This window comes from Rheinheimera sp. KL1 (assembly GCF_001275035.1).
Lineage (GTDB): Bacteria > Pseudomonadota > Gammaproteobacteria > Enterobacterales > Alteromonadaceae > Pararheinheimera > Pararheinheimera tangshanensis.
This window is the reverse complement of record NZ_LAMX01000019.1, coordinates 225,046-239,817: the sequence shown is the minus strand read 5'-3', so window position 1 is coordinate 239,817 and position 14,772 is coordinate 225,046. Positions and strand designations below refer to the sequence as shown.

The 14,772-nt window shown below is 43.8% G+C and carries 13 protein-coding genes; 3 read left to right on the top strand and 10 right to left on the bottom strand.

Annotated elements, in window-relative coordinates; translation table 11 throughout:
- Positions 1-13: 13 nt before the first annotated feature.
- Both WH43_RS10800 and WH43_RS10795 read right to left on the bottom strand, forming a co-directional pair.
- Positions 14-448: a YqaA family protein gene (locus WH43_RS10800; RefSeq protein WP_053424608.1), complete on the bottom strand. Its 435-nt coding sequence runs from the start codon at positions 446-448 to the stop codon at positions 14-16.
- Positions 448-867 carry an MAPEG family protein gene (locus tag WH43_RS10795; protein WP_053424607.1) on the bottom strand — a complete coding sequence of 140 codons (420 nt, stop codon included), beginning with the start codon at positions 865-867 and terminating at the stop codon, positions 448-450. The genes WH43_RS10800 and WH43_RS10795 overlap by 1 nt, the downstream gene beginning before the upstream one ends.
- 282 nt (positions 868-1,149) lie before the next feature.
- On the opposite strand from WH43_RS10795, the gene WH43_RS10790 reads away from it, so the two are divergent.
- The 3 genes from WH43_RS10790 to WH43_RS10780 all read left to right on the top strand — a co-directional run bounded on the left by WH43_RS10790 (position 1,150) and on the right by WH43_RS10780 (position 4,488).
- Positions 1,150-1,740, top strand: a complete 591-nt coding sequence (locus WH43_RS10790) for a thymidine kinase (RefSeq protein WP_053424606.1) — start codon at positions 1,150-1,152, stop codon at positions 1,738-1,740.
- Between the two features lie 4 nt (positions 1,741-1,744).
- Positions 1,745-2,776 (top strand): MJ1255/VC2487 family glycosyltransferase, encoded by a 1,032-nt coding sequence (locus WH43_RS10785; RefSeq protein WP_053424605.1) that lies wholly within the window; start codon positions 1,745-1,747, stop codon positions 2,774-2,776.
- A gap of 95 nt (positions 2,777-2,871) precedes the next feature.
- Entirely contained in the window at positions 2,872-4,488 is a 1,617-nt protein-coding gene (locus tag WH43_RS10780) for a response regulator (protein WP_286049670.1), read from the top strand.
- 6 nt (positions 4,489-4,494) lie between these two features.
- Here the strand turns inward: WH43_RS10780 and galE are convergent, their stop codons facing one another.
- The 8 genes from galE to galU form a co-directional block, all read right to left on the bottom strand.
- On the bottom strand, positions 4,495-5,508 hold the full coding sequence (galE, locus tag WH43_RS10775; protein ID WP_053424603.1) for a UDP-glucose 4-epimerase GalE: 1,014 nt from the start codon (positions 5,506-5,508) through the stop codon (positions 4,495-4,497).
- Positions 5,509-5,619: 111 nt separating this feature from the next.
- On the bottom strand, positions 5,620-7,710 hold the full coding sequence (locus WH43_RS10770; protein WP_053424602.1) for a YjbH domain-containing protein: 2,091 nt from the start codon (positions 7,708-7,710) through the stop codon (positions 5,620-5,622).
- A complete protein-coding gene (locus WH43_RS10765; protein WP_286049669.1) occupies positions 7,707-8,387 on the bottom strand; it encodes a capsule biosynthesis GfcC D2 domain-containing protein in 681 nt (226 codons plus the stop codon). The genes WH43_RS10770 and WH43_RS10765 overlap by 4 nt, the downstream gene beginning before the upstream one ends.
- 71 nt (positions 8,388-8,458) lie before the next feature.
- Positions 8,459-9,145 carry a YjbF family lipoprotein gene (locus WH43_RS10760; RefSeq protein WP_053424600.1) on the bottom strand — a complete coding sequence of 229 codons (687 nt, stop codon included), beginning with the start codon at positions 9,143-9,145 and terminating at the stop codon, positions 8,459-8,461.
- Positions 9,146-9,220: 75 nt separating this feature from the next.
- Complete coding sequence (locus tag WH43_RS10755; RefSeq protein WP_053424599.1) at positions 9,221-9,568, bottom strand: hypothetical protein; 348 nt, start codon at positions 9,566-9,568, stop codon at positions 9,221-9,223.
- Positions 9,569-9,700: 132 nt separating this feature from the next.
- Entirely contained in the window at positions 9,701-11,608 is a 1,908-nt protein-coding gene (locus WH43_RS10750; RefSeq protein ID WP_502694038.1) for a polysaccharide biosynthesis protein, read from the bottom strand.
- 241 nt (positions 11,609-11,849) lie between these two features.
- A complete protein-coding gene (locus WH43_RS10745) occupies positions 11,850-13,778 on the bottom strand; it encodes a polysaccharide biosynthesis protein (RefSeq protein WP_152342827.1) in 1,929 nt (642 codons plus the stop codon).
- Positions 13,779-13,879: 101 nt separating this feature from the next.
- Positions 13,880-14,767 carry a UTP--glucose-1-phosphate uridylyltransferase GalU gene (gene galU / locus WH43_RS10740; RefSeq protein ID WP_286049667.1) on the bottom strand — a complete coding sequence of 296 codons (888 nt, stop codon included), beginning with the start codon at positions 14,765-14,767 and terminating at the stop codon, positions 13,880-13,882.
- Between the last annotated feature and the right edge of the window lie 5 nt (positions 14,768-14,772).

Sequence of the window (14,772 nt, the reverse complement as noted above, 5' to 3'; positions counted from 1 at the left end):
TCCAAAAAACAATTCAAACCGCAGGCATCAGGCCTATCACTACAGCATAACGCACGCCTTTGCCAAAACCTACCAGCAACACAAACCAGAGCAGACGAACCCTGAGCACACCTGCTACCAATGTCAGAGGATCACCAATCACAGGCAACCAGGCCAACAATAACGACGGCAAGCCCCAACGTTGGAACTGAGAGCTGGCTTGTTCTATTTGTGTTGGCTTAAACATAAACCAGCTTTTGTGTTGAAATAAAAGCAATTGCCGGCCCAAATACCAGTTCAGCACAGAACCAAGCGTATTAAATACAGTGGCTATGCCCCACAACAGCAAGGCCGGATAGCCTTGAGTTAACAAACCAACCAGCACCAGCTCTGAGCCAAAAGGCAATAAAGTGGCGGATATAAAAGCACTGAAAGCCAGGCTTAGGTAAGGCCAGAGCAACTCCGTCATCAGGCGAGTAAATATGCCATGCTTAACCGCAGCCAGAACAGCAATAACATCAGAGCGCCAAACACATACACGGCAAAACGCAGACGCACATGGTTAGCTCCGACATGAATAAAGGCATGAGCCAACCGGCTAAGGACAAATAATCCGCCCAAAATCACTAAAGTCAAATCAGCCAAAGCAAACTGCAGCGCAAAAACTACAGCAAATAAATACAACATGGGTAACTGGAACTGATTATCAAAATTGCGGCTGGCGGTGATCACTTGCTCGTTGGCACCAGTTAAATCCATCAGTTTGAACGCTTTAAACGGCAGCTCACGGTTTTTCGCTGCTTTAAAACGACGTTTGCCCATCAATACCATCATCACAAGGGTCAGCACCACCTGCACCAACACTGTTCCAAACAACAACTTATCCATTGTTTCCCCTACAAAATTTAACACTATGCAGCTCAATTTGCGTCAAGCGGCAGTGTACGTCAATTGTCTTCTTACTGTCATCTTCCGACGTTAGGCTACGCCAGACTAATGCTTTTGGTGTTATACAAAATAATTGGAGTTGCAGCGAGGCGGCAAGTGAGTGAGTCCCCATGAGCATAGTAAACCTATGTGATTGGGGCGAGAGCTCGCAGCCAACAATGCTGCAGCTTCAAGTAAGAAGAGTATATACTGCGCCGGACTTCAATTTACGAGACCACGCAGATGGCGCAATTGTATTTTTATTATTCAGCGATGAACGCTGGTAAATCGACTTCTTTACTGCAAAGTGCTTACAACTATCAGGAAAGAGGCATGACGGTGGCGCTGTTTACCGCCGCTATTGATGACAGATTCGGTGTTGGCAAAATCAGTTCTCGCATTGGATTGTCCATGGATGCGCAGATTTTCGACGCTGACTTTGACTTTATCCAAGCCTGTAAAAGGCTGAAACAACAAGGCACTCTGGACTGCGTGCTGATAGATGAAGCGCAGTTTTTATCTAAAGCCCAGGTCAAGCAACTGACGTGCGTCGTCGACGATTTAAATATACCTGTGTTGGCTTTTGGTCTTAGAACAGACTTTTTAGGCGAAACCTTTGCCGGCAGTCAGGCCTTGCTGGCGTGGGCAGACAAGTTAGTGGAATTAAAGACGGTTTGTCACTGTGGCCGCAAAGCGAACTTTGTGGTTCGGCTGGATGAACAAGGCAATGCCGCTACCACGGGCAGTCAGGTACAAATTGGTGGCAACAATCACTATGTCTCTATGTGCCGCGCCCATTTTAAAGCGCTGGTCTGGAGGGACGAACAGGAGTAATTCAATGCGGGTTTTGTATGGTGTGCAGGCAACAGGCAATGGACATATCAGCAGAGCCCGCGCTGTGGGAAAATACCTTCAGGCCGAAGGCATAGCAGTCGATTTCTTATTTTCCGGTCGTCCGGCTGATCAATTATTTGATATGCAGCAATTTGGCGACTATCAGCTGAAAACAGGCCTGACTTTTGTGACAGAACAAGGCCAAATTAATTATTTAAAAACAGCTTTGCGCGCTAAACCTCTTGAGCTGTGGCGTGATATCCGGCAACTGGATTGTTCGCCTTATGATTTAGTCTTAACCGACTTTGAACCTGTTACCGCCTGGGCAGCGCGGCTTCAGAAAAAGCGCTCTGTTGCCTTTGGCCATCAATACGCGTTTTTACATCAAATTCCACAAGCTGATTCCACGCCACTGAGTCGCAGCATCTTTAAGTTTTTTGCGCCAGGCCAACAACAAATTGGCTTACACTGGCATCATTTTAATCAGCCTATTTTGCCACCTATTGTTGATTTAGAGCCTGCGGAAAATACCGCAGAGCCAGACAAAGTGCTGGTCTATCTGCCGTTTGAAGATCAAAACAAAGTGCTGCAGTGGTTACACCCTTTAACTCAGTACCAGTTTTATTTGTATGGGCCGGGGTTGAGTAAAAGCCAGAGTGGGCATATTCAATGTTCAGGCCCTTGCGTGGAGCAGTTTAAACATGACTTGAGGCAATCTTACGCGGTGATCAGCAACGCAGGTTTTGAGCTGGTCAGCGAAGCGCTGCAGCTGCAAAAACGCATTCTAGTCAAAGCATTACAAGGCCAAATGGAGCAGCAATCCAACGCACTGGCACTGAACCAACTGCAACTGGGCCAAAGCACTAAGATTTTGAATACAGATGTAATCAAAACCTGGTTAACCTCGCCATCACACAGCAGTAAAGTGCAGTACGCCAATGTTGCGCAGGCATTAGCTAAATGGATCCGCGTCGGTGCCTGCCCTACTGAATTAAGCCAGATGAATTTATGGCACGACAGGTCAGCCCAGACTTAAAGGCTCTCAGCGCAAAATAAAGTTACATATTCTTATTCCCGGTGTCGCTGAGTGTTGTGGTAGGCTAGCGGCTGTTAGCGTGAGAGTTGAGTTCAGTGGTATCCAAGCGAGCATTTTACCGGTCTAAAAAAGTTCTGGTCATCGAAGATTACGAACAAGTGATAGCGTACATGAAAAGCATGTTGGCGCTGATTGGTTTTGACCAGGTTGTAGTAGCCCGTAACGCTGAAACTGCAATGTCAGCCTGTCGCAGAACCGACTTCGACTTTATTTTATGCGACTATAACTTAGGTGTAGGCCGTGACGGTTATCAGCTATTTGAAGCGCTAAAAGCAGAACACTGCCTGAAACACAGCTGTTGTTTTATTGTGGTTAGCGGCGAACGTCATCGCCAGTCTGTGTATGGCATGATTGAATTCCTGCCGGACGATTACCTGCTCAAACCTTTTAGTTACGCCGAACTGGAGCGCCGTATTGATCGGGCTTTTCAGGTAAAACGCGCATTAAAATACGCTTATCAAATGATTGCAGAAGAAAACTATCCGGATGCAATTCAGGCCTGCGATATCGCCTTAGAGCAATACCCCGTGCACCATACTTATATTCAGCGTCTCAAAGGCGAGTTGTTAGTCAAAGTAGGCCGCTATAAAGAGGCTGAAGCGCTGTATAGCGAGGTGTTGGCTTTTCGGGAGTTGCCTTGGGCTAAGTTAGGTATAGCGGTAGCCAAAGGCTATCAGGAACAGGATACCGAAGCGGAAGGCATGTTAATTGAGTTAGTCGACCAGCCCGAGACTAAAATTGAGGCGCTGGATTGGTTAACCCGACTTTATTTAAGCCAAAACCGTGCTGAAGACGCTTTTAATACGGTGCGTGTCGTGGCTGAAGCATCTCCGAAAAACTATCTGCGCCAGCACGTATTAGCCAATTTAGCCGTGATCAACAACCAGCCTGATTTAGCAGTACGGGTACACAGCAAACTACTTGAAGCGGCAAAGTACTCCATTTATGACACAGCCGACAATATGCTGAACTACGCCCGCGCTATGATCCAAAATGCGCAAGGCTTGTCTGTGCGGGACAAACGCACCGTACTTGGCAAAGTGGATTACTTTTTAAAAGATGTAAAAAAACGTTTTAACCCAAGCAGTTACGAGCATGACAAACTAGTCATTGAAGCAAGGGTTGCGATACTGGACGGCAAAACAGATAAAGCAAAGGCTCTACTTCAAGAAAGTGAAGAGCTCAGTTTAGGTAAAACCTTGTCGCCTTCGGCATTGCTGGACAGAGCCAGAGCTTATTTTGAAAGCGGAAATCTTGCGATGAGCGACCACTATATGGGTAGTTTAAATACCCTGTCGCAAAGTGCAGATTTGTACAACAAAGCACTAAATATGATGTTTTTATCCGAACAGGATAAGTACAGCCATAAAAGATCAACTATGATGGCAAGCCACAACGCAGGTATGGAAGCCTACAGCCTGGGCCAATACTCAGAGGCCATCAACTACTTCATCGAAGCCCAAAAAAGCATGCCAGCCAACGCCAGCATCGCGATGAACTTACTACAAGCCATCAGCCAGCGCGGCCGTTTAAACGAAGATTTAATCTACCTCGCCCACAAATGCATGAACGTGATAGACGACGCCGAACTGCCCAAAGATCAACGCAAAAGATACAGTTTTATCAAAGAACAAATTCAGCAGATGTTGTGATTCCGCTTAGTTATAGCCATTCGGGTTGTTTTTTTGCCAGTTCCAGCTGTCGCGAACTATATCTTGCAGACTTTGCTCTGTTTGCCAGTTCAATACAGCCTTGGCTTTGGATGGGTCTGCAAAATAGCGAGCCACATCGCCAGGACGGCGTTCAACAAATTGATAAGGCACAGCAACCTGATTTACCTCTGCAAAGCTGTTCACTATATCCAGCACAGACAAACCTTCACCACTGCCTAAGTTAAAACAATCAAAGCCTGGTCCGTTAGAAAGATGCTGCAAAGCAGCCACATGACCAGCGGCCAAGTCTGTTACATGAATGTAATCTCTCACCCCTGTACCGTCTGCTGTTGGATAATCCTTACCAAAAATCTGCAGCTGCGCACGTTTACCCACAGCGACTTGCGTGATAAAGGGCATCAAATTGTTAGGAATGCCGTTCGGGTCTTCGCCAATACGACCGCTGGCATCTGCACCAACAGGATTAAAATAACGCAACACAGCAATATTCCAGCTGTTATCTGACTGATACAAGTCCTTTAATACCCACTCCGTCATCAGCTTAGATTGACCATAAGGGTTCATTGCCACCGTAGGTGTGGTTTCCGGCAACGGGCTATTTTGCGCGTCGCCATACACTGTGGCAGACGAGCTAAATACCAGATTTTTTACCCTAAACCTCGCCATCACCTGACAAAGTTTAATAGTGCCACCGACATTAGTTTCGTAATACCACAAAGGCTTTTGGGTCGATTCCCCTACCGCTTTTAAGCCAGCAAAATGTACGACGGCTTTCACAGGATACTGCTCAAACACTGCTGCTAGAGCATCAGCATCTAATACATCACCTTTAATCTGAATCACAGACTTGCCAGTCAGCTGCTCCACCCGCTTTAACGACTCAGGACTGGAGTTGCTGTAATTATCGAAACTTACTACCTGCTCACCTGCACGCAGCAAAGCCAATGCCGTATGACTGCCGATATAACCTGCGCCGCCGGTTAATAATACGTAACTCATTCAATACCTCAGATTATCTTTGACTAAAAGAGCGTTCGAGAGAACCTCGTATCTGCTTGGAAACTCAAAAAATAATAAGCCTCTTTTTTAAGAGGCTCTTATTTTTGTCACTTAACGTAAAAACGGTGAGCGCACTTCCGTTAAATCATTGAGGTTCATTGGTCTATTCAGCATTTGACCACCATCCCTTGCAATCGGTATCCAAGGAATACGACCACGACCTGTGGCAGACTTTAATGAGAACAAGTCAAACGGAATAGACACATAAAAACCTTTGGTAAAGCTGCCTTCGCCATAATCATCGGATGACATATCAGTAATAGCAGCATAAGCCCCTACCACAATTCCGCTATCAAAACGTTTGGCAAAATCTACTGTTACACCTTTATCTTTAGCTAAGTACTGGCCCACGCTGGTCGTGACCAGTGTGTCTTTTAAGAAAAAAGGCTCCCAATAAAAACTAACATGGCCCGTCATAGTTTTATAATCAAACAGTGCCACTTCACTATCGTAATCACGCTGGCGTACGTAGTTCAAATCCACGCCGATAGCTAATGATGAATCTATCGGCTTATATAAAACCTCACCACCAACACCAGCATACATAGTCTCTAAATAACCACCATATGCTTGAGCATACCAATTATCGGCAAGCTCATCTTTCCAATGCCCGTATAAGTTTTCCATAGTTACATCACTACGGCTTACATACTCACGAATATAGGTTCGTACACGTGGCACATTATTATTAAAAGCATCCACAGTGAAATTAAAATCGTCAAAGTTAGTCAACAAGTCGACTTTAGCTGTAGTTTGCACACTAAAGTTGTTGTTAAACTGATAACCGGCACCTAGTAACAAACCGCCCTGATACATATAAAAACGTTCAGGATTACCAAAAGTCTGACTCCAGAAAATATCGGCGCTATAACCAAAACCACTTTCACTAAGTTCAACAGCCCAAGGCTCGTTGCTCACTTCTGGCTCTTTTCTGCTGTAACTATTAGTTACAACTGCAGTTAAACTTTCTTTGCGCACTGCTTTCACAAATTTTTCAGCGTCAATTACAGTTTCTACCTGTGGTAAACCAGCTTCAACTTCGACTATTCGATACCGTTTTACTTCTGCCGGTAAATGACTGGCTAATACTCGGCCTATACGTTCTAACGCGACATGTTCATCCCGATAAGATATCTGACGGCCTGTCACCACTATTTCGTTATCTTTTAATGCATAGTTGATCACCATAAAACCCGCATTTAAATACAGGTCCCTGTTCATCTGGGTTCTATCTAAATTGTCAGTATTTGCAACTTGCACAACAGGTACTACTTTCGGCGCTGGATCTAACTTCAGTTGTTTTACCGAATTAAAGTCCACCTTATAGTTCACACCAAAACCAAAGGTATTACCACGCATATAGTTCAGATTAAAATCAAGTGCATCTGAATAGGTGTAGACAGCAGCAATGTTGTAAGCTGAGTCCTGAACTAATGCACCAGCAAAATCGTTAACGTAATTGTTACCGTCGTATTCCAGTTTTAGCCGCAATGGGTCCCATGGAGTCTGATATTCAATGCCACCATAAAGAGAAGCTGTACCTTTAAAGAATTTCTGATAATCGACCTTGCCACCGGAACCACTAAATCCTCTAGGTCTTACGCAAAAGCTATCTTTTAAATCACAGAATGGGTTGCTGATATTACCTTTGCTACCTAAATAACCCCAGCCTAAGCCAATATGAAAATCAAAGGGACCAATACGTTTACTGGCTGCTATATATTCGCTCTCAAATAAACCTGTGCCACCAAAATCGCGAAAACCTGCAGAGAGTTCAGGCAAAAACTCACTTTCCTGCCAGAGTCTGAACTTAGCATCTATGCCCTTATCTTTATAAGTTTGATCGCCACTGAAATCAGGGTCATCACTATAAAGCTTTGTACGAACGTCAGTATAACGCACCGTAGCTTCCATCCAGGGAAACAGCTGCACAGAGGCTGACCACAAGCGGTATTCCTGGCTGTCCTGGTAATTTAAGCTAAATTTACCAGATTCATTGTGCCGTGATGTAGGCATTTGAATTAAACCTACACCACCATGATTCATCTGACTGTAGCTTTTAGCTGATGGCTCAAAACCCTGCTCTGCAGCTACCGATGCACAATACACTGATACTAAAACAGCTATATAAGACTTTTTCATGGTGCTACAACCTTATGAACCAATAAGTCTGCAACTTGCTGATTAATATCTTCAAATTCAGACGGCAAATGTCTAAGTTCCAGCGGAACAAATAAAGTGGCTCCAGCAGGAATAGCTTTAAACTCTCTGTTCCATAAGCCTACTTTAGCGATAAAAGGCTCTGCATTAGCGGGTACTACATAAAGGAAAGAAGTACTTGCCCCCTCTAGTAATTTTAAATCACTCAAATAATCTGCCGCCTCGCTGGCGTTTAGCAGTAAAGTACTACTATTTTCAACTGCGCCGAACACTGCAACAATAGCAGGCCTCTCTGCAACGACCAACAAATACTGTCCCGCATCAATTAACGGGTTTAATGAACTTTTAATTCGCACCGTATCAGGATCAAGCGGAAGCACTATCTTTTTGGCTAATTGAAGTGGCGCCAGCTCCTGCACTATTTTTTTAGTAGTTGCCGCCAGGTCCTCATCACCATGCTGAGCATAATAGTTATGTAATTCAGTTAAGCGTTGCAAAAGTTTAGCTTTTTTCTGCTCTAAACTATGAACTTCTGTCGAAGATAAACTATAAAAACTAGCAGACGGCCAATACAAATTAGCACTACTATTCACGCCAGCAACTAAATCACTTAATCTTGGCTGCTGTGCATAGTCTAAAAACACATCGTTAAATTGCACTCTTACCACTGGATTCGCCTGAAGCGTTAAGCTCCAGCTAACGACAATAAACAACAGCAAAAAGCGATAGATCATTTTCTATTCCCTGCATTCCTGATACCTAGAAGACGACCTGCCGAACTGATAAAAGTAAGCTCAAGCTCAGGCCAAAACGGCGCAATAGTCTGTTTAGTCTTTAGCAAATAACCACTGCTCAAGTCATACCAAAACAGATTGATAGCTGTTGTACCATTGGCAAACGTAACTTGTTCTGTTACTAATTTTGTTTGAAAGCTATACTCCAACAACTCAAGGCTTGTTACTTCAACTTGTATAATTTCATAGCTACTTTGATAACCAGTTTCATTATTCTCAGACCAATCCGAGTGACTAGTCCATTGTTGCCCCTGGTTAATTTTTACCATAGCTTGTTTTAGTGGGTCTTGTGCTCTGTTGGATTGAAACATCAGGTTATTACTAAAACCCGTCGTTTTTACCACACGGCCTTTTTCTATCACCAACATGGCCTCATCCGCTGAAATCCACTTTTGTTGGTTATGCTCTAAAAAAGCCAACCCTAATACAGCTGTAGGTTTGTTACCTACTTTGGCATAAAGCGCGTCAGCTTTGCGTTCTGCTAACTCTGCTTTAGTCAAAAAAGCATCTTCACCCTGAGTAAAGGCTAATTTCAATGTGTCGGTGTAAGTGCGGACTGTGCTGGAGCAACCTGACAACACCAGCATAGCTGTCAGCGAAAAAAATACAGCTGTTCTTAACATTGTGCATCCAATTCAACAAAAAACAGATAATAAAAAGCCGCCTAAAGGCGGCTTTCATATAAAAGCAACAGCAAATTACTGAGCTGGGCGAGTAATGGTTACGTTTACCGTTCTGGTGTTAGTACCAGTACCAGTCACTGTTACAGTGCTGCCAGTACAAACGCCGTTTACAGGGCCTGTGAAACCAGTAGCACAAGTACCGTCGTCAACTTCTTCTTCATCAGGAGCTGAATCGCTACGGTTGTTAGAAACAACAGCAGCTAAAACGCCGGCAGCAATAGCACCAGCTACTACAGTACCAGTAGCGATACCACCGATAGTGCCAGCAGAAGCGCCTGAACCAGCAGCTGACTCCTCATCTTGTGCCATAACAGCACCTGAAGCTACTAATAAAGCAGCCATTACAACACTTAATTTCTTCATCACATCATCCCTTTTAAAAAAGTACCTCTAGAATAGAGGTTTTTCGCACAACCGACAAGCATTTTTTTGCCAGCGGTTTACAACATCCCTACCTAAAATAAGCAGGAAACCTTTTTTGTCTCAACTATTTACCTAATGAACCAGCTCTTTTTTAACTGTTTCACTGGTATGGCCACTGACAAATAATAAATCACAAATTTCACTGCTAGGCGCAAAGCCCGTTGGTGCATCCAGTAAAATTTGTCTGAGCATTTGTTGATCAAAGCTCTGGCATGCAACATCCAGACTATTTAGCAACAGCATAGTAGCTGACCATGACAGAAATTGTTCTTTTGCCGCTCGTATTCTGACATGTTGAGTTCGGCTTTCATTGCTGCCGATTAATAATTCTTCATAAAGTTTTTCGCCAGGGCGTAAACCTGTAATCTGAATCTCAATATCGCCATTTGGGTTAGTTTTATCTTTCAGCTTTAATCCTGCCAGCTGGATCATGCGTTTAGCCAAATCGTAAATGCGCACAGGCTCGCCCATATCCAACACAAAAACTTCACCGCCTTTAGCCATAGCGCCAGCTTGTATCACCAACTGTGAGGCTTCAGGAATCGTCATAAAAAAACGGGTAATTTCTTTATGGGTTAAAGTGACAGGCCCACCTGCTTTAATTTGCTGTGCAAACAAAGGCACCACCGAGCCAGAAGAACCCAACACATTACCAAAACGTACCATACACATCCGAGTGCAGGTCTGCCTATTCGCCAAGCCTTGCAATACAAGCTCTGCCATGCGTTTGCTTGCCCCCATCACATTAGTAGGTCGTACTGCTTTGTCCGTAGAAATTAATACAAAATTCTCAACTTTTGCCGCTATAGCTGCTTCAGCGCAAGCCCAGGTACCAAAGACATTATTGCGAACCCCTTCAACCATATTGTATTCAACCAAAGGTACATGCTTATAAGCAGCAGCGTGGTAAACAGTTTGCACCTGAAAATTAGTCATCACCTGCTCCAGCAATTTCTGCTGTTGCACCGACCCCAACACAGGCTTGATAGCACAATGATAACCAAAGCGCCGTTTCACGGCATTTAACTCGCGTTCAATCGAATACAAAGCAAACTCAGATACATCGAATAACACCAAAACATCAGGTTTACAACGAATTATCTGCCGGCATAACTCGGAGCCAATAGAACCACCAGCTCCCGTGACCATAACTACTTTATGTCGGATATTAGCTTGTAAAAGCTGTTGATCAGGTTCAATGACTTCGCGGCCTAACAAGTCTTCAATACGAATATCCTGCAAATCGTCAATTTTCATATGGCCAGCGACTAAATCAGCCATGCCCGGAATACTTTGCACTGGTACAGGAAGCTTGGACAAATATTCAAGCAATTCACGTTTACGGCCACGCCCGGCTGATGGCATGGCTAACAATACACGATCAACACGATAACGCTGAATAGCTTTTTCTAATAGCTCAGAAGGCAGCACAGTTAAACCACAGACCGTAGTTTTTTGTAGCTCGGTATTATCATCAACAAAAACCACAGGCTTGTATTCGTCACCACTTTGCAGCGCGTATAACAATTGACGACCAGAACAACCTGCTCCATAAATAAGCACTCTGCTCTTTGTTTTGTGACGCTGCATTTGTAAAGCGCTGCGAAATCCCCATCTGCTGCCGCCTACGAACAATACAGCGATCACTGAAAAACATAAGACTAAACGAATAATCTCATCTAAAGGCAAAAACCAGCACAAAGCCATCAAACCTAAGGAGCTTGCAGCAACACCATTTACCACTGTAGCAATGGCTTGAGGAGCCATATAACGTAAGATTGCACGATACAACCCAAGCACCGAAAAAACGACAAGGCTAAACGCAAGCCAAACCAACAGGCTCACACTGTGCGATAAAATAAATACAGAAGGCTGTGCAACACCTGACAACCAGCTGGCTGCAAACAAAGCACTACATAAAAAAACTGAATCTGATACTACAGATATAACCCGCTTTATATTGCGGGGAAGCGACATCATCCAAGTCACGCTTTCACTCCCTCTTTACTCATAGAGTTATTTACTTTTATCAGCGATATGACTGGTTTAAAGACCATCAGCTTAGGACAGCCTTTGAATATCTACCAGTTTTAGCCTACTAAAAATGAACTTTATATGAATAAAAATGTCCTTTGAGTCCGTTATTTACAACAACATTACATTTTTCGCTAATTTCACACAATAGCGAATTAGTAACTAAAAGTAATTCTGTATCGCTTAACTAATGACTAATTTTATTGCTCTGCCAAACCAGATCACAAATACCATCTGTAGGGGCAAAACCTGTTGGAGCATTCAGCATTAAAGTTCGTACTTTTTCCAAATCGTAGTTTATAGCTGATTCGCTGAGTTCACTTAATAAAGCCTGCATTTCTGGCCAGCCTAAATAAACTTCATTCGCTGCTTTAATGCGAGGGTGACGGGTTGGTTTTTCATCCTCACCTATTAGTAACTCTTCGTACAATTTTTCGCCAGGCCTTAAACCAGTAATTTTAATTTCGATGTCACCCTGCGGGTTCTGTTTATTTTTAATTTCTAACCCGGTCAGATGGACCATCTTTCTCGCCAGGTCGTAAATTTTTACCGGTTCGCCCATATCCAATACAAATACATCACCGCCCTCTCCCATAGCTCCGGCCTGAATAACCAACTGAGCTGCCTCGGGTATGGTCATAAAATAGCGGGTAATATCTTCGTGAGTCAGGGTGATTGGCCCACCTTTTTTAATCTGCTTACGAAACAAAGGCACAACAGAACCGGAAGAACCTAGTACATTGCCAAAACGTACCATACAAAATCTGGTGTTCTGCTGGCGCTTTGCCAGCGCTTGCAGGGTTAGTTCTGCCAAACGTTTTGTGGTGCCCATCACGTTGGTTGGTCGTACTGCTTTGTCCGTTGAAATCAACACAAAAGTCTCAACCTCTGAGGCAATAGCGGCTTCAGCTGTGTGCCAGGTTCCGAACACATTGTTTCTTAAACCCTCAATCACATTAAATTCGACCAATGGCACATGCTTGTAGGCCGCTGCATGATACACAGTTTGCACCTGGTAACTTTGCATAATACTCTGCAATCGCTGCTGGTCTAGCACCGTGCCCAGAGTTGGAATCAACTGCACATCGAGTTGTTTACTAGTCAAAGTACTACTGAGCTCTTTATCAATTTCGTAAAGAGAAAATTCAGACGCTTCAAATAAAACCAGCTTTAAAGGCGACTGCAGAATTATCTGTCGGCATAACTCAGAGCCAATTGAACCGCCAGCGCCTGTTACCATCACTACTTTGCCGGTAATATTGGCAGTTAATAATGATGGAATAGGTGTAACTGCGTCGCGGCCTAACAAGTCTTCAATTTTTACATCCTGAAGCTCGTCGATTTTCATCTTACCGTCGACTAAATCTGTCATTCCCGGAATAGTTAATACTGGTAAACCCAAAGGTTCCAGACGCTCGATTAACTTAGCTCTGGTACCACGGCTTGCTGAAGGAACAGCGAGTAAAATACGGCTGATACCATATTTGTGAATGACAGCTTCAATGCAGTCAGGAGAATATACTTTGACGTCACGGATCATCACACCATGAAAAGACGGGTCGTCATCAACAAAGGCAACAGCGCGAAACTCAACACTATTTGCAAGAGCCAATAACAGCTGCCGTCCGCTGGCGCCTGCGCCATAAATCAACACTCTGTGCTGTGCATTGCGACTTGTAGCAGTTACTAATTCCCTCAACAAGATTCTTGAGCCGGCAATACCTGCAAAGGCAAAAAAGACATAATTCAAAATTACAGAAACACTGTATAAAACAGCATTGGAGTCGCTAACAACTTTGAGTAAAAAACCAGAGACAATAGCTCCGGAGCCCATGGCTAACATCGACCTGAGACCTATATACCGAACAACCGCTCTGTACAAACCTAACAGGCTAAATACAATTAAGGTGACCAGCACAACAGCTACAAAACTAAGTACCATGGGCTCATCGTTCAGTAGTTCAAAAGTGTCAAATCTTAAGTAATAAGCCAAAACCCATGCAGCAAAAAGTATGCAGGCATCTACCCATAATGAGACAAAACGTTTGATAAAACGTGGTAAATCCATTAATGGCTGTAAACAGCGAAATAATACTCTGTAAGAAAACTTACCCAACAGACGCTCCAATTTTTTTATAGAACCTATAACTCAGATTCTTTAATTTTTATTCTGCATTTCCATCCACTAAAACAGAGAAAAACCAGTTCTTTTTGTATCTAAAGCAATTCTTTAAATTTCTTTTTCAGATCATCGGCCAAAGCTGGATCACGTAAAGCATATTCCAGAAATGCGGTGACATAACCAAGTTTATTACCGCAGTCATGGCTTCGACCTTTTATATGATACGCGTTCACCTGCTGTTGCTGCATCAACATCGCAATTGCATCTGTCAGCTGAACTTCATCACCAGCTCCAACAGGAGTTTTCTTTAACAGCGGCCATATATCGGATGAAAAGACGTAGCGTCCTACCACTGCCAAATTTGACGGAGCCTCATCAACCGATGGCTTTTCTACGATAGCCGTCATCGGAGCTGACTGTCCAGTCAGCAACTGATAACCCGCAACATCAGCAACACCATAAGAACTGACAGTACTTAAAGGAACAGGCTCCACCATCACCTGGCTGTGGCCTGAATCGCAGAAGAGACTAATCATCTGTGCCAGATTATCCGTCTTCAGATTACTGTCGTATTCATCAATCAGCACATCGGGCAATACCACAACAAAAGGCTCATCTCCAACCACAGGTAAAGCACACAAAACGGCATGGCCCAAACCTTTGGCCTCACTTTGCCTCACATGCATAATGGTGACATCTTTAGGGCAGATTTTCTGAACATCCTCAAGCAACTGACGTTTTACCCGTCGCTCAAGAATGGACTCCAGCTCAAAGCTTTTATCAAAGTGATTCTCTATCGAGTTTTTCGACGAGTGTGTCACCAATACAATTTGCTTAATACCAGCAGCTATACATTCATTGACGACATACTGAATCAGCGGTTTATCCACTAAAGGTAACATTTCCTTTGGGATTGCCTTAGTTGCAGGCAACATACGAGTCCCCAAGCCTGCTACCGGTATTACCGCTTTTCTAACTTTCACTGCTC